Below are 13,404 nucleotides of genomic sequence, written 5' to 3'. Positions count from 1 at the left end.
TCTTCAGGAGGCACACATGAGCATCAAGAAGAAAGCATCGGCACATTGGGAAGGTGATCTGAAAACCGGCATCGGCTCGATTTCCACGGAAACCGGGGTACTCAGGGACGCCCCCTACGGCTTCAAGGCGCGTTTCGAAGGTGGTAAGGGGACCAACCCTGAAGAGTTGATCGGTGCGGCGCATGCGGGCTGTTTCTCCATGGCCTTTTCGATGATTCTCGGCGACGCCGGCCTCAAGGCCGACAGCATCGATACGCAGGCAGAAGTGACCCTGGATCAGGTCGACGGTGGTTTCGCGATTACCGCCGTGCACCTGATTCTCAAGGCAAAAATCCCCGGTGCGAGCCAGCAGCAATTTGACGAGTTGAGCAAAAAGGCCAAGGAAGGTTGCCCGGTGTCCAAGGTGCTGAACGCGACAATCACCCTGGACGGCACCCTCGTCGGTTGAGTCCCCTCCCCCAGCTAGGCGTTGGCTTGCCAGCGAAAGCGACCCGTCTGACATCGCGGGTTGGCAGAATCGCCAACAAGCCAACGCCTACAAATCAGAACTCCCCGCGCGAAGTTGTGGTCGAATAAACCACAGCAGCCCAAGCGCACACCCGTGCGCGCTGCTTCAAGGGAGCTTCAACCATGAAACGTATTGCCTTGGCGGTTATCTGCGGTGCGCTGGCTACATCGGCCGTGGCGGCGCCTAAACCGTGCGAAGAACTCAAGGCCGAGATCGAAGCCAAGATCCAGGCCAATAACGTGTCGTCCTATACGTTGGAAATTGTCAGCAACGACGACGTGCATGACCAGAACATGGTGGTCGGCACCTGCGACGGCGGCAGCAAAAGAATCATCTATCAGAAGAACGACCGCTAAGACGCCTCAGGGCACGCAATTGACCTGACGTTCTTCAGCGACGAGCTGACGCTGGGCGTTGTACAGCCGGGCGCTGGGGGTAAAGGCCAGCGAGCGGGCCTCGAGCCGGTAACGCTGGCCCGCTTCGAAATGCTCGTAAGGGATGGTCATGTAGCACAACCGCTCTTGCGGATCGGTGTTCATGCCCATGCCGCCGCCGAATACTTCAAAGTCAAAACGCACCGTCAGTTCGTGGCTCCCCGGCGTGACCTGGAAAAAACGTCCGTCACGCTGCGGTTGGTTGTCCAGGCGCTCGGCCATCAGGACTTTGCCGCCGGGGGTTGGCATGGCGAAGTCAACCCAGGCCATGTTTGGATTTACATCCGGCAGGGGGCTGGCGGCGCACGCAGACAATGCGCCGAGGGCAAAGAACAGCAAATACCTGTGCATGATTCAGTTCCGGATGGTCAGGCATTCAGCATAGCGCCGATCAGGTGCGCTGACAGCCCGCTGGTTGCGCCTGGCCAACTACTTTGCGCTGTTCGTCGTAGAGCTTGGCCCAAGGCCGCAAGCCCGTGTTGCCAGCCTGCAACTGATAGCGCTGGCCGGCGTTGAAGTCGTTGAATTTCACGCTCAACTGGCAGTCGCGCCACAGTGGCTCAGCGTCTGGGCCGATGTTGGTTGGATCGACGGCGAACTGATAACGCACCGTCAGTTCATGGCGGCCGGGTGAAACCTGGAAGTAACGTTTGTCCACAGCGGCTTTGTCGTCCACCTCCAGCGCTTGCAGCGCGGTGTCTTCAGGGTGAGGGGCGAGGTCGATCCAGGCTTGCGTTGGGTCGGGTTGGGGCAATCCAGCACAGCCGGCCAACATCAGCAGGCCTCCAGTCAGCAGTAACGCGCGCATAGCGAAGCTCCAGTCAGGCGAGATAGTCTTGCGGGCAGACTCCCCAAGGATGATTCGATGTGATCAGGCTGCGTCCAAGCCATCGGTTACTTGATCGCGTTTTGCGCGTTTTGTTTCCGGCTGTGATGTTTTTGTTGCTCAACGGTTGTGCCAGTGTCGATTACTACAGCCAGTTGGCCAGCGGTCAGTGGCAGTTGCTGCGGGCACGCGAGCCGGTCAGCAAGGTGCTGGCCGACCCGGCCAGCGACCGGACATTGCGCGCGCACCTGGAGCAATCGCAAAAGGCCCGCGACTTCGCCAGCCAGCACCTGCACCTGCCGGACAACCAGAGCTATCGCCTCTACGCCGACATAGGTCGCCCTTACGTGGTGTGGAATGTGTTCGTGACTGCGGAATTTTCCCTCAGCCCGCAGAACCATTGCTTTCCGATTGCCGGGTGCGTGGCCTACCGCGGGTACTACCGCCAGGGGGCGGCGCGGGGCGAGGCAGCGCTGCAGCGGCTGCAGGGCATGGATGTCTCGATCAGTGGCGTGGAGGCCTATTCGACCCTCGGTTGGTTCAATGACCCGATTCTCAATTCGATGCTGGGCTGGGGCGACGAGCGCCTGGCCAGCCTGATTTTTCATGAGCTGGCGCATCAGCGTTTTTATCTGAAGGACGACACTGAGTTCAATGAGTCGTTTGCCACCTTCGTCGAGCAGCAAGGCACTCGGCAATGGCGCTTAGCCCGCGGCTTGCCCCCGGCCAGCGACGCCCGGGCGCGACAGCGTGAGCAATTCACCCAGTTGCTGCTGGACTGTCGCGCGCGCCTGGAGATGCTGTACGGCCTGCCCTTGCCGAGCGAGCAGATGCGCCAGCGCAAAGACGCCGAGTTTGAGCGCTTGCGCAGCGACTACCGGACCCTGCGTGACAGTCAATGGGCTGGCGACAAGCGCTACGACGCCTGGATCTACGCCCCCATGAACAACGCGCGTCTGCTGCCCTTCGGTCTGTACGAGCAATGGGTGCCGGCGTTTGCCGAGCTGTTCAAGCAGTCGGCAGGGGATTGGCAGAGGTTTTACGCCGCCGTCGAACGGTTGGGAGCGTTACCGGCTCAGCAACGCAAGGCGGCGCTGAGGTCGTTGTCTGGTTGAGGGACTCCATCGCGGGCAAGCTTATTTGTTGCGCAAAAACGCCTGGTGCAATTCAGCCAGCGTCTCGAAGTAGTACGCGGGGTGCTCGGCGCTCAGTTCTTCAAGGCTGCCAAAGCCATAGCCCACCGCTGCAGCATCCAGGCCGTTGCGCTTGGCGCCGATCAGGTCGTGTTTACGGTCGCCGATCATCAGGGTGGTGCTTGGGTCCAGCCCCTCTTCGGCCACCAGGTGGGCAATCAGGTCGACCTTGTCGGTGCGGGTGCCATCCAGTTCGCTGCCGTAGATCACCTTGAAGTGCCGGGCGAAGTCGAAGTGGCGCGCGATCTCCCGGGCAAAGATCCAGGGTTTCGACGTTGCGATATACAGCTCTCGCCCCTGCCCGCTCAAGGTTTCCAGCAGCGGCGTGACGCCGTCGAACACCCGGTTTTCATAGAGTCCGGTGACCTTGAAGCGTTCACGGTAGAAGTTCACCGCGTCCCAGGCCTTGGCCTCGTCGAAGTCGTAGAACTGCATGAAGGCTTGCAGCAAGGGCGGGCCGATGAAGTGTTCCAGTTTGCCGAGGTCCGGTTCATCGATCCCCAGCTTGCCCAAGGCATACTGGATAGAGCGAGTGATTCCTTCGCGCGGGTCCGTCAGGGTGCCATCAAGGTCGAATAGAACGCTTTGGTAATGCATGAAAATTCCTGAATGAGAGTCAGAGCTGGTCGTAGCCTTCGGCCAGATGCAGGTCTTTAAGCTTGACGTAGTTGGCCGCGCTGTAGGTAAAGAATGCACGCTCCTTGTCGGTCAACGGTCGGACCTGCTTGACCGGGCTGCCCACATACAGGAAGCCGCTGGCCAGGCGTTTGCCTGGCGGTACCAGGCTCCCCGCGCCGATGATCACCTCGTCTTCGACCACGGCACCGTCCATCACAATGCTACCCATGCCGATCAGGATCCGGTTGCCGACGGTGCAGCCGTGCAGCATGACCTTGTGGGCAATGGTCACGTCATCGCCGATCAGCAGCGGGAAACCGTCCGGGTTAAATGGCCCGGCGTGGGTGATGTGCAGCACGCAGCCATCCTGCACGCTGGTGCGCTGGCCGATACGGATGCGGTGCATGTCGCCGCGGATCACGGTCAGCGGCCAGACGGAGCTGTCAGCGCCTATTTCGACGTCGCCGATGACCACTGCCGAACCGTCGACAAATGCACCATGGTCGAGCACGGGAGTGTGGTTCTGATACTTGCGAAGGGACACGATAGGCTCTCTCTCTGTTGCTGATAGCTGCGGTTGGCGTCGATTGTAATTAAGATGGGCTCATGTTTCTTCCAGCCAAGGTGCCAACCGTGAGCGTGAACAACCCTCTTTTGCAGTCCTACGACCTGCCGCCGTTCTCGGCGATCCGCGCCGAGCATGTGCAACCGGCCATCGAACAGATCCTCGCGGACAACCGCGCCGCCATCGCCGACCTCCTCAAGACCCAGGGCACGGAACCAACCTGGGCCGGCCTGGTGCTGGCGATGGATGAGCTCAACGACCGCCTGGGCGCCGCCTGGAGCCCGGTCAGCCACCTTAACGCGGTGTGCAACAGCGCCGAGTTGCGCGAGGCCTACGAGTCCTGCCTGCCTGCGCTGAGCGCCTACTCCACCGAGCTGGGGCAGAACCGTGAGCTGTTCCAGGCCTTCGAAGCCCTGGCCAACAGCCCGCAAGCGGCCGACTTCGATGTGGCGCAAAAAACCATCCTCGAACATTCCCTGCGGGACTTCCGCCTGTCGGGTATCGACCTGCCGGAAGCCGAGCAAAAGCGCTATGCCGAAGTGCAGAGCAAGCTGTCCGAGCTGGGCAGCCGCTTTTCCAACCAGTTGCTCGACGCCACCCAAGCCTGGACCAAACACATCACCGACGAAGCGGCCCTCGCCGGCCTGACGGATTCGGCCAAGGCGCAAATGGCCGCTGCGGCTCAAGCCAAGGAGCTGGATGGCTGGTTGATCAGCCTGGAGTTTCCGAGCTACTTCGCAGTGATGACCTACGCCCAAGACCGTGCACTGCGCGAAGAGGTCTACGCGGCCTACTGCACCCGCGCGTCGGACCAGGGGCCGAATGCCGGTCAGAACGATAACGGGCCGGTGATGGAAGAGATCCTCGACCTGCGTCAGGAACTGGCCAGGCTGCTGGGCTACAGCAGTTTCTCGGAGCTGAGCCTGGCGACCAAAATGGCTGAGTCCAGCGATCAGGTCCTGAGTTTCCTGCGGGACCTGGCCAAGCGCAGCAAGCCATTCGCCGCCCAGGACCTGGAGCAGTTGAAGGCCTACGCGGCCGAACAGGGCTGTGCCGACCTGCAAAGCTGGGACAGTGGTTTCTACGGTGAAAAACTCCGTGAGCAGCGTTACAGCGTCGCTCAAGAGGCGCTGCGCGCATACTTCCCGATCGATAAAGTGCTGAGCGGCCTGTTCGCCATCGTCCAGCGCCTGTACGGCATCGAGATCGCCGAGCAGACGGGGTTCGACACCTGGCATCCGGACGTTCGCCTGTTTGAAATCAAGGAAAACGGCGAGCACGTCGGCCGCTTCTTCTTCGACCTGTATGCGCGCGCCAACAAGCGCGGCGGTGCCTGGATGGACGGCGCCCGTGACCGTCGTCGCACTGCCGAGGGCGTTCTGCAAAGCCCGGTGGCCAACCTGGTGTGCAACTTCACGCCGGCCGACAGCGGCAAGCCTGCGCTGTTGACCCATGACGAAGTCACCACCTTGTTCCACGAGTTTGGCCACGGTCTGCATCACCTGCTGACCCGGGTCGAGCATGCGGGTGTATCGGGTATCAATGGCGTGGCCTGGGATGCGGTCGAGTTGCCGAGCCAGTTCATGGAAAACTGGTGCTGGGAGCCGGAAGGCCTGGCGTTGATTTCCGGTCACTATGAAACCGGCGAGCCACTGCCCCAGGACCTGCTGCAGAAAATGCTCGCGGCGAAGAACTTCCAGTCGGGCCTGATGATGGTGCGCCAGTTGGAATTTTCCCTGTTCGACTTCGAACTGCACGCCACCCACGGCGATGGCCGCAGTGTGCTGCAGGTGCTCGAAGGCGTGCGTGACGAGGTATCGGTCATGCGTCCGCCGGCCTACAACCGCTTCCCCAACAGCTTTGCGCACATCTTTGCCGGTGGTTACGCCGCGGGCTACTACAGCTACAAGTGGGCGGAAGTGCTGTCGGCCGACGCATTCTCCAGGTTTGAGGAGGAAGGTGTGCTCAACGCTGCGACCGGTCGGGCCTTCCGTGAGGCGATCCTGGCCCGCGGCGGCTCTCAGGAGCCGATGGTGCTGTTCGTCGACTTTCGCGGGCGTGCACCGTCGATTGATGCACTCTTGCGCCACAGCGGCCTGGATGAGGGCGCGGCAGCATGAGTGATGGGCCTGTGAGCAAAACCAAGAAACGCTTTATCGCCGGAGCAGTGTGCCCGGCGTGCAGCGAGCCGGACAAATTGATGATGTGGAGTGAAGACGATGTACCGCACCGCGAATGCGTGGCGTGTGGGTACTCGGACACGCTCAATGAGCAAGGCCTGTCGGTTCCCAAGGAGTTGGGGACTCGGGTCAACGTCAGTGCGGTGAAGGTCGCGGACGCCAAGGTCCAGACCGTGCAGTTTTTTGTGAATCCGAAACTGAAGAAAAAACCACACGACGCCTGATCGCGTGGCCGGCTCCCCTCCCCCGGGAGCTGGCTTGCAGGCCCACTGCGCGGGCCTGCGCTCAGTGATCGAGCTCAGCCAGCCCCTGGCAGGAATGTGATGTCCGTCCGCACCTCGAGCGGGTCGAGCAACGGCAGAATGCCGTCATCCGGGAGTGCACCCCGGTAGAGGGTTGGTGACATCTGAAAAGAGGTTGCAGTACACGTCGATGGCAGCGCTCAAGCCTGAGCGGCTGCCAATCAACGGTCCGGTTGTCAAAGCGTTGTTGAACAACTCCCCCCCCCCCGACGAATGTCGGTTTCTCACACCTTCATCTTGATGAATGCCTTGGCCATGGGCTCCAGGTCGGTATCGTCTTGCGGGTGGCTGCCGCCATGACTTGTCACTCTGAATATCCTGAAATTGACCCCGTTATCGACTGAGGCAGCCGTGAAAAAGTAACCGAGGGGGTACAACTCATCTTCATTCAGGTTGAGCAATCCGATCCGAACCCTAAGTACGCCGGGATGGTTGTCGATCGGCGAAAGGAATACTGTAAGTTCGGGGTCGATAGTTGTTTGGCGATAGAAGGCAACAGCGAGATCGATAATCGCCTGGGTGTCTTTTTCATCAATGCTGCCGTCAGGAATTACATTGATGTCGGACCAAGGGTCGTAGTCAAGTTTTAAGCTGTTTTTATTCTCGTTGATGTGCAGGGTTAAGTCTGTCGTGGTGGCAGTATAATCGGCATCGATTCTTGACAGCTTTATAATGATCTTGACGTCGTCTGCAGTTTCTATTCTTTGTAGGAGTATGCCGCTGGTATGGGGTAAATACATGGATGTTCTCCGCGCGAGGGAGCACGCGATGGCTCGCGTGCTCCCGCTACTCAGGGGTTGACGATGCTGGCGTAGGCCTTGGCCAGGGCCTGCAATTTGGCTTTGTCGTCGGCATCGATGTCGCCATCGCCGTCCACATCTTTTCGGAGTCTGTTGATAGTAAAGGTGTTCCCATTATCGGCAGAGGTAGCCGTTACAAAAATAGAGTCAACCAAGGTATCTATTTCGACTTCGTTCTCGGCATCCCATTCGGTTTGCTTGCGGGAAAGTTGTATGGACACCAGAGTGTTGGGTTCCGAGGGGCCAGGCAGCATGAGTTGTAGAAAGACGCCGCGCTGATTAAAGAAAGACATGTTCAAATCCTTTTGTTTATTATCCATGGTGTTTTTTATTTACGGGGGCGATATTAAGTACGGTAATTACGATTTAGCCACCGAGTAAATGTTTCATGGTTTTGCATTTAGTAGGCCATTTAAACGTTAATCTAAAAAGAATGCCGCGCAGCACGCGGCATCGGGAGGCTGAGCGGTACTGGTTGGGTGCGTGACCTTGTTGTACTGTATGGATATACAGATAGAGGGTGTCGCAATGATCAATTCCCTGCCGCCTCGCGGGCGCGGTACTGGCGCTAATCCGCATAACCGCTTTGCGCCAAGCCACTCGGTGGTGGAAGACGACGGGTGGTATCAGGAGGTGCCGCTGACCCAGGGTACGCAAGTGCGTATCGAAACAGCCAAATCCATCATCACCCGCAATAATTCGCCGGACCTGCCTTTCGATCGTTCGATCAATCCCTACCGAGGCTGTGAGCACGGTTGCATCTACTGTTATGCGCGGCCCAGTCATGCCTACTGGGACCTCTCCCCCGGGCTCGATTTCGAAACCCGCTTGATTGCCAAGACCAATGCCGCCGATGTTCTTGAGCAACAACTGTCCAGGCGTGGCTACCAGTGCGCGCCAATCAACCTGGGCTCCAACACCGACCCTTATCAGCCGATTGAGCGAGAGCACCGAATTACCCGGCAGATTCTCCAGGTGCTACTACGCTTTCGACATCCAGTGACGATTATCACCAAGGGCTCGCTGATTCTTCGTGATCTGGATCTGTTGACCGAACTGGCTTCACAGCGGCTGGTGGCGGTGATGATCAGCCTGACCAGCCTGGACGATGAGCTCAAGCGCATCCTGGAGCCGCGTACAGCGGCGCCCAAGGCGCGGTTGCGGGCCATCAGGGTGATGCGTGAGGCAGGTATTCCGGTAGGGGTGCTGTGCTCACCCATGATTCCGATGATCAACGACAGCGAGTTGGAGAGTCTGCTGGCGGCCGCCCAGGCGGCTGGAGCCCAGAGTGCGGCCTACATGATGTTGCGCCTGCCTTTGGAGGTCGCGCCCCTGTTCGAAGAATGGCTGGCGGCGCACTACCCGCAACGCGCGGCGCATGTGCTGAGCCTGATACGCCAGAGTCGTGGCGGCGAGTTGTACGACAGTCGTTTTGGCGCGCGGATGCGCGGTGAGGGGCCGTTCGCTGACTTGCTGGCACAACGCTTTGCCAAGGCAATAAAGCGCCTGGGGCTGAATCAGCGTGAGGGGTTCAACCTCGATTGCACGGCTTTTTGTCCTCCGGGTGCTCAGATGTCGTTGTTGTAGATGACGATCATGCCTATTTTGTCGTGGTACGTACTATGCGTAACGGTACGTTATTGTCTGTTTTCGGTGTGTGCTGCTTGTTGCGCAGTGGTCGATTCCGATTGAGATACGTTTTACCCGTCGCCGGTTGCGTCAGCTTCGGTTAGCCAGGCCTTAGGCCAACTACTCAGGTATCAAGGGGGGGCGGTAGGTGGATAATGTACCGACGCCCCAAGTTGACCGTAACTCACCAAGCCTGTTCTTGGTCTTGGATTACAGCACTGGAACTCCGGGTACTTAGCGTTTTAGTGTAGTTAATTGGTAAACCAGCCTTGAATCCAGCCGCTAAAATTATTAAAAGTCGACTTGATGTCGGCGAAGGAGTTTTTAATCCATGTGACAGTATCGGTCAGAACTTTTGTAGTGAAGATATCGAGCTTTTCCGATATTGTTCGGAATAGGTTGAAAATTACATCAGTCGTGGACACGATTGCTTTTTGTGCTTTCGGGTGGCCTTCACCGATTTCAATCGCCTTGTCGAAAATTTGGTCAATATTTTTCTCGGACTGCTCTTTTTCGTAGACGCGTCTTTCATTCATTTGCTGTTTGAATATTGCAGTGGCATCGGCATCGCCCGCGGCGTTGCTCAAGTTTTGGCATCATTGGTAATGCTCAGCTCTACGCTCTGATTCTGGGTGATGGCCAGCATTTTTGTTGTCGACTTCAGTTCCTCCAGTGCGATTGCTTCCTCTGGGGAGATGTCATCCAGTGCAGTAGGGCTTGGCGTGGAGAAACTACGAGCGGCTTGTGGTTTGCCACTAGCCAACAAGGATTTGTGATGGGCACGAAGTTCATTCATGGTTTCTATAAAAGTGCTTATTGGGTTGATTTCTTTTAATGTATCTGTAGTTTTCAAGTGCGGGTGCACTTGCTGGTTAGATTAATGAAGGCTTCAAAATAAACAGTCCTGACGCCTTTCGATTTGTTTCTTGGGGCTGACATCAAAGTTGTTCGCTACCCTATTCGGAATAACTGTTGCAGTTAATATGTCCGTAGTAATTGTTGCGTGCCGCAACCGTTAACTGTCGGAAATACTGCTCAATGGCCGTTATTCAGCGTCAACTAAATCTGATCGGTTACTGTGGCGTCGGGCTTGTTTTTTGTGGGTGGCGCCCTCGCCGTTTGCATTGCACCTGAGTGATGTAAACTCTGGGGACCCCCTACTGTGCCAACGAGGATGAATGATGAGTGACAAAGAAAAACCACCGTTGGCTGCGTCGGCTTCAGCCCTTCCCGAGGCCGAAAGCGCCGATGCAGCGCTGCAGCACATTGTTGACGGCTTTCTGCATTTTCATCATGAGGTCTTCCCGGAACAGGAAGAACTGTTCAAGAAGCTCGCTACGGCCCAACGGCCACGGGCAATGTTTATTGCGTGTGCCGATTCGCGAATCGTCCCGGAACTCATCACCCACAGCGCCCCAGGTGACCTGTTTGTCACGCGTAATGTGGGCAACGTCGTACCCCCTTATGGGCAAATGAATGGCGGCGTTTCCACGGCCATCGAGTACGCGGTGCTGGCGTTGGGTGTGCAGCACATCATCATTTGCGGACATTCCGATTGCGGCGCCATGAGGGCGGTCCTGAACCCGCAGAGCCTGGAAAAGATGCCCACGGTCAAGGCTTGGTTGCGCCACGCCGAGGTCGCGAAAACCATGGTCCAGGAAAACTGCAATTGCGCTGATGAAAACGAAAGCATGCAGGTGCTGACTGAAGAAAACGTCATCGCCCAGCTGCAGCATTTGCGCACTCACCCCTCCGTGGCTTCGCGCATGGCCAACGGTCAGCTGTTCATCCATGGCTGGGTCTACAGCATCGAAACCAGTGAAATAAAAGCCTACGACGCGGACAAGAGCTGCTTCCTGCCTTTGGATGGCAGCCTTCCGATCCCCATGGCGACGCCCAAGGCGCGCTTCTAGATCTTGCGTGGTTGGTGAGGCTGATGAACACGCGTCCAGGCTTCGCCACACCGAATCAATCCGGGGGAAGCCTCATGGGGGGCGACTGAAAGCGGTTCAGCAAGGAAGCTGCAGACTGCTGGGTGATGTTTGTGGCCGAGGTTCAGCCGGTCAAGTGTCCTTGTGGGAGCACGCAAGGCCACTCCCACAAGTGTTGGAGGGGGTCAGGCGGCTGGTTGATCCAGTTCCAGGCCCACACCCAGTTGGCGCGATAGGCACGGCCAGCGTTTCCAGGCGGCACCGGTGTCCGGGCTGTTGAGTTTTTCCCGATAGGCTTCGACGGACTCCAGGGCGAAGCTGTCTTCGTTGAGCATTTCGTCAACGGCGTGATGAACCGCCTCATCCAGTTGATTGGCGAAGTCTTCGCCGATCAGTTGGTGGGCAATCAGGTTGGCGACAGTCATGTCCAAGGGGATCAGTGGCTGGCCGAAATGTTTGATGTAGAGGTCGTTCACTTCTTCTACCAGGCGATGGGCCAGGTAGGCTTCGTCCAGCAGGCTGTCCAGGCCTACGTGGCCGGCCATGATTGCCGGTGGCTGGAGGAAGAACTGATAGGCGATCTTCAGTACCGGCTTGATCTGTGATTCGATCCCGGCTTCGCGTGCGACTTCGTTGGCTGCGTCGAGCAGGTCCGGGACCTGGTCGATGTAGGCGGCCACAAAACGGGTCATCACGCCTTTGGCGTCGACGTCCGGTAATTGAATAGCGGCATGCAGGTGAGGCAATTGGACTTCCAGCTGACGGGTCAGCTGACCGGTTTCGGACTCATGTAATTGGGCACGTTGAATCTGCTCGCGCAATGCGGCGGTGTTCATGAAAACTCCAGGAAACGAAGGCAAGGAAATAGGGGAAGACATAAGTTAGCTTGCTTATGAAAACCGTTAAGACGTATTTGTCATAATTGTTTCACCTTTGATGCATCTAAGTTATATCGATTTGCCATCACCTGGTCACATCCTTCTCCATCAGCGGCCTGCGGCGCAAGCCCCAGGTGTTTCAGCTGATTTACGCCATCGCGTTGCGAGGTCCCACTCGCTGTCTATACTCGGTTTTGTATGAAGTTAGCTGATGACGCCCGACTGCATGTGCAGCAAGGCTTGGCGGTTTAAGTTCGTAGTCTAGGCAGCCGCTCCCTTGGACGCAGGTGAAAGCCGGCGGGATAACAAGAACGATAAGGGGAACCCGCAATGATGCGACATCCACAAGTCTGGATGGGCCTCCTGTTGTGGTCGGTTTTCAGCCAGGCGCAAGCCGCCTGGACTGTGAATATGGCGCCTGGGGCTACTGAAATCAGTCACGCAGTCTTCGACCTGCACATGACCATCTTCTGGATCTGTGTAGTGATCGGGATCATCGTCTTCGGTGCGATGTTCTGGTCGATGATCATGCATCGGCGCTCCACCGGGCAGGTGGCCGCCAAATTCCATGAAAGTACGACGGTCGAGATCCTCTGGACCGTGGTGCCCTTCATCATCCTTGTTGCCATGGCCGTTCCGGCGACCGCCACCCTGATCAAGATGTACGACAGCAGTGAGCCGGATATCGATATCCAGGTCACCGGCTATCAGTGGAAGTGGCATTACAAATACCTGGGCCAGGACGTCGAGTTCTTCAGCAACCTGGCCACCCCTCAAGAGCAGATCCGCAACCAGAGCGCCAAGGGCGAACACTACCTGCTGGAGGTCGATCAGCCATTGGTGCTGCCGATCGGCGCCAAGGTGCGCTTTCTGGTGACCTCCGCCGATGTCATTCACTCCTGGTGGGTGCCGGCCTTTGCGGTCAAGCGCGATGCGATCCCCGGTTTCGTCAATGAAGCGTGGACCCGGGTCGACAAGCCCGGGATCTACCGTGGCCAATGCGCCGAACTCTGCGGCAAGGACCACGGCTTCATGCCTATTGTGGTCGACGTCAAAAGCCAGGCCGATTACGACACCTGGCTGGCCGAGCGCAAGGCCGAAGCGGCCAAGCTCAAGGAGCTGACCAGCAAGGAATGGACGCTGGAGGAGCTCAAGGAGCGTGGCGACAAGGTTTATCACACCACCTGCGTGGCCTGTCACCAGGCCGAAGGCCAGGGCCTGCCGCCGATGTTCCCGGCGCTCAAGGGTTCGAAAATCGCCACCGGCCCCATCGCGGATCACTTGGGCATTGTCTTCCACGGCAAACCGGGCACCGCCATGGCGGCGTTCGGCAAGCAGCTGTCGGAAGTCGATATCGCCGCCGTCGTGACCTACGAGCGTAATGCCTGGGGCAACAACAAAGGCGACATGGTCACGCCAAAAGACGTGCTGGCCCTCAAGCAGGAGGAAAGCAAATGACCCGGTCGATTGCGTGTCCCCGTGAGCGCTTGGGGCGTGACGCCTCGAGCCGCCCAGTCCATTCGTCTACAGGAGTCAGGAC

General features: G+C 58.1%; 17 protein-coding genes. 8 read left to right on the top strand and 9 right to left on the bottom strand.

Annotation, left to right across the window (positions count from 1 at the left end; genetic code table 11):
- The first annotated feature begins 16 nt into the window (after nt 1–16).
- Entirely contained in the window at nt 17–448 is a 432-nt protein-coding gene (locus Q1W70_RS09875) for an OsmC family protein (RefSeq protein WP_166588921.1), read from the top strand.
- A gap of 182 nt (nt 449–630) precedes the next feature.
- Nucleotides 631–864, top strand: coding sequence for a DUF1161 domain-containing protein (locus Q1W70_RS09870; RefSeq protein WP_185818712.1), 234 nt, complete (start codon nt 631–633; stop codon nt 862–864).
- Between the two features lie 6 nt (nt 865–870).
- On the opposite strand, the gene Q1W70_RS09865 is transcribed toward Q1W70_RS09870, so the two are convergent.
- Nucleotides 871–1,293, bottom strand: a complete 423-nt coding sequence (locus Q1W70_RS09865) for a PA0061/PA0062 family lipoprotein (RefSeq protein ID WP_095165109.1) — start codon at nt 1,291–1,293, stop codon at nt 871–873.
- 40 nt (nt 1,294–1,333) lie between these two features.
- Entirely contained in the window at nt 1,334–1,750 is a 417-nt protein-coding gene (locus Q1W70_RS09860; protein ID WP_166588923.1) for a PA0061/PA0062 family lipoprotein, read from the bottom strand.
- 59 nt (nt 1,751–1,809) lie between these two features.
- On the opposite strand from Q1W70_RS09860, the gene Q1W70_RS09855 reads away from it, so the two are divergent.
- A complete protein-coding gene (locus tag Q1W70_RS09855) occupies nt 1,810–2,883 on the top strand; it encodes an aminopeptidase (RefSeq protein WP_302098797.1) in 1,074 nt (357 codons plus the stop codon).
- Between the two features lie 21 nt (nt 2,884–2,904).
- On the opposite strand, the gene Q1W70_RS09850 is transcribed toward Q1W70_RS09855, so the two are convergent.
- Nucleotides 2,905–3,558 carry an HAD family hydrolase gene (locus tag Q1W70_RS09850; RefSeq protein ID WP_166588925.1) on the bottom strand — a complete coding sequence of 218 codons (654 nt, stop codon included), beginning with the start codon at nt 3,556–3,558 and terminating at the stop codon, nt 2,905–2,907.
- 19 nt (nt 3,559–3,577) lie between these two features.
- Complete coding sequence (locus Q1W70_RS09845; protein WP_166588926.1) at nt 3,578–4,123, bottom strand: gamma carbonic anhydrase family protein; 546 nt, start codon at nt 4,121–4,123, stop codon at nt 3,578–3,580.
- Between the two features lie 89 nt (nt 4,124–4,212).
- On the opposite strand from Q1W70_RS09845, the gene prlC reads away from it, so the two are divergent.
- Complete coding sequence (prlC, locus tag Q1W70_RS09840) at nt 4,213–6,264, top strand: oligopeptidase A (RefSeq protein WP_302098796.1); 2,052 nt, start codon at nt 4,213–4,215, stop codon at nt 6,262–6,264.
- Nucleotides 6,261–6,548, top strand: coding sequence for a YheV family putative zinc ribbon protein (locus Q1W70_RS09835; RefSeq protein ID WP_166588928.1), 288 nt, complete (start codon nt 6,261–6,263; stop codon nt 6,546–6,548). The genes prlC and Q1W70_RS09835 overlap by 4 nt, the downstream gene beginning before the upstream one ends.
- Before the next feature lie 302 nt (nt 6,549–6,850).
- Here Q1W70_RS09835 and Q1W70_RS09825 read toward each other — a convergent pair whose 3' ends face one another.
- Together Q1W70_RS09825 and Q1W70_RS09820 are read right to left on the bottom strand one after the other, a co-directional pair.
- Entirely contained in the window at nt 6,851–7,366 is a 516-nt protein-coding gene (locus Q1W70_RS09825; RefSeq protein ID WP_182342952.1) for a hypothetical protein, read from the bottom strand.
- A gap of 50 nt (nt 7,367–7,416) precedes the next feature.
- Nucleotides 7,417–7,719, bottom strand: coding sequence for a hypothetical protein (locus Q1W70_RS09820; RefSeq protein ID WP_166588930.1), 303 nt, complete (start codon nt 7,717–7,719; stop codon nt 7,417–7,419).
- Nucleotides 7,720–7,954: 235 nt separating this feature from the next.
- Between Q1W70_RS09820 and Q1W70_RS09815 the strand changes: the two genes are divergently transcribed.
- Entirely contained in the window at nt 7,955–9,013 is a 1,059-nt protein-coding gene (locus Q1W70_RS09815; RefSeq protein ID WP_166588931.1) for a PA0069 family radical SAM protein, read from the top strand.
- 293 nt (nt 9,014–9,306) lie between these two features.
- Here Q1W70_RS09815 and Q1W70_RS09810 read toward each other — a convergent pair whose 3' ends face one another.
- Nucleotides 9,307–9,642 carry a hypothetical protein gene (locus Q1W70_RS09810; RefSeq protein ID WP_302098795.1) on the bottom strand — a complete coding sequence of 112 codons (336 nt, stop codon included), beginning with the start codon at nt 9,640–9,642 and terminating at the stop codon, nt 9,307–9,309.
- Nucleotides 9,639–9,908, bottom strand: a complete 270-nt coding sequence (locus tag Q1W70_RS09805) for a hypothetical protein (RefSeq protein WP_185818707.1) — start codon at nt 9,906–9,908, stop codon at nt 9,639–9,641. Before Q1W70_RS09805 ends, Q1W70_RS09810 begins: the two co-directional genes overlap by 4 nt.
- 328 nt (nt 9,909–10,236) lie before the next feature.
- On the opposite strand from Q1W70_RS09805, the gene Q1W70_RS09800 reads away from it, so the two are divergent.
- Nucleotides 10,237–10,968 carry a carbonic anhydrase gene (locus Q1W70_RS09800; protein WP_166588934.1) on the top strand — a complete coding sequence of 244 codons (732 nt, stop codon included), beginning with the start codon at nt 10,237–10,239 and terminating at the stop codon, nt 10,966–10,968.
- 203 nt (nt 10,969–11,171) lie between these two features.
- Here Q1W70_RS09800 and Q1W70_RS09795 read toward each other — a convergent pair whose 3' ends face one another.
- Nucleotides 11,172–11,822 carry a hypothetical protein gene (locus tag Q1W70_RS09795; RefSeq protein WP_166588935.1) on the bottom strand — a complete coding sequence of 217 codons (651 nt, stop codon included), beginning with the start codon at nt 11,820–11,822 and terminating at the stop codon, nt 11,172–11,174.
- 372 nt (nt 11,823–12,194) lie between these two features.
- On the opposite strand from Q1W70_RS09795, the gene coxB reads away from it, so the two are divergent.
- On the top strand, nt 12,195–13,322 hold the full coding sequence (gene coxB, locus Q1W70_RS09790; protein WP_182342958.1) for a cytochrome c oxidase subunit II: 1,128 nt from the start codon (nt 12,195–12,197) through the stop codon (nt 13,320–13,322).
- Nucleotides 13,323–13,404: the final 82 nt, after the last annotated feature.

Source organism: Pseudomonas kielensis, assembly GCF_030505375.1.
GTDB classification, from domain to species: Bacteria; Pseudomonadota; Gammaproteobacteria; order Pseudomonadales; family Pseudomonadaceae; genus Aquipseudomonas; species Aquipseudomonas kielensis.
Note: the sequence above shows the minus strand (reverse complement) of the source record. Positions and strands in the feature narration are given on the sequence as shown.

Bases quoted from the DNA above. Each gene is read 5' to 3' on its own strand.
- Q1W70_RS09835 (WP_166588928.1), top strand. From the start codon at position 6,261: ATGAGTGATGGGCCTGTGAGCAAAACCAAGAAACGCTTTATCGCCGGA.
- Q1W70_RS09875 (WP_166588921.1), top strand. From the start codon at position 17: ATGAGCATCAAGAAGAAAGCATCGGCACATTGGGAAGGTGATCTGAAA.
- Q1W70_RS09865 (WP_095165109.1), bottom strand. From the start codon at position 1,293: ATGCACAGGTATTTGCTGTTCTTTGCCCTCGGCGCATTGTCTGCGTGC.
- Q1W70_RS09870 (WP_185818712.1), top strand. From the start codon at position 631: ATGAAACGTATTGCCTTGGCGGTTATCTGCGGTGCGCTGGCTACATCG.
- Q1W70_RS09850 (WP_166588925.1), bottom strand. From the start codon at position 3,558: ATGCATTACCAAAGCGTTCTATTCGACCTTGATGGCACCCTGACGGAC.
- Q1W70_RS09795 (WP_166588935.1), bottom strand. From the start codon at position 11,822: ATGAACACCGCCGCATTGCGCGAGCAGATTCAACGTGCCCAATTACAT.
- Q1W70_RS09800 (WP_166588934.1), top strand. From the start codon at position 10,237: ATGAGTGACAAAGAAAAACCACCGTTGGCTGCGTCGGCTTCAGCCCTT.
- Q1W70_RS09820 (WP_166588930.1), bottom strand. From the start codon at position 7,719: ATGTCTTTCTTTAATCAGCGCGGCGTCTTTCTACAACTCATGCTGCCT.
- coxB (WP_182342958.1), top strand. From the start codon at position 12,195: ATGATGCGACATCCACAAGTCTGGATGGGCCTCCTGTTGTGGTCGGTT.
- Q1W70_RS09815 (WP_166588931.1), top strand. From the start codon at position 7,955: ATGATCAATTCCCTGCCGCCTCGCGGGCGCGGTACTGGCGCTAATCCG.
- Q1W70_RS09860 (WP_166588923.1), bottom strand. From the start codon at position 1,750: ATGCGCGCGTTACTGCTGACTGGAGGCCTGCTGATGTTGGCCGGCTGT.
- Q1W70_RS09825 (WP_182342952.1), bottom strand. From the start codon at position 7,366: ATGTATTTACCCCATACCAGCGGCATACTCCTACAAAGAATAGAAACT.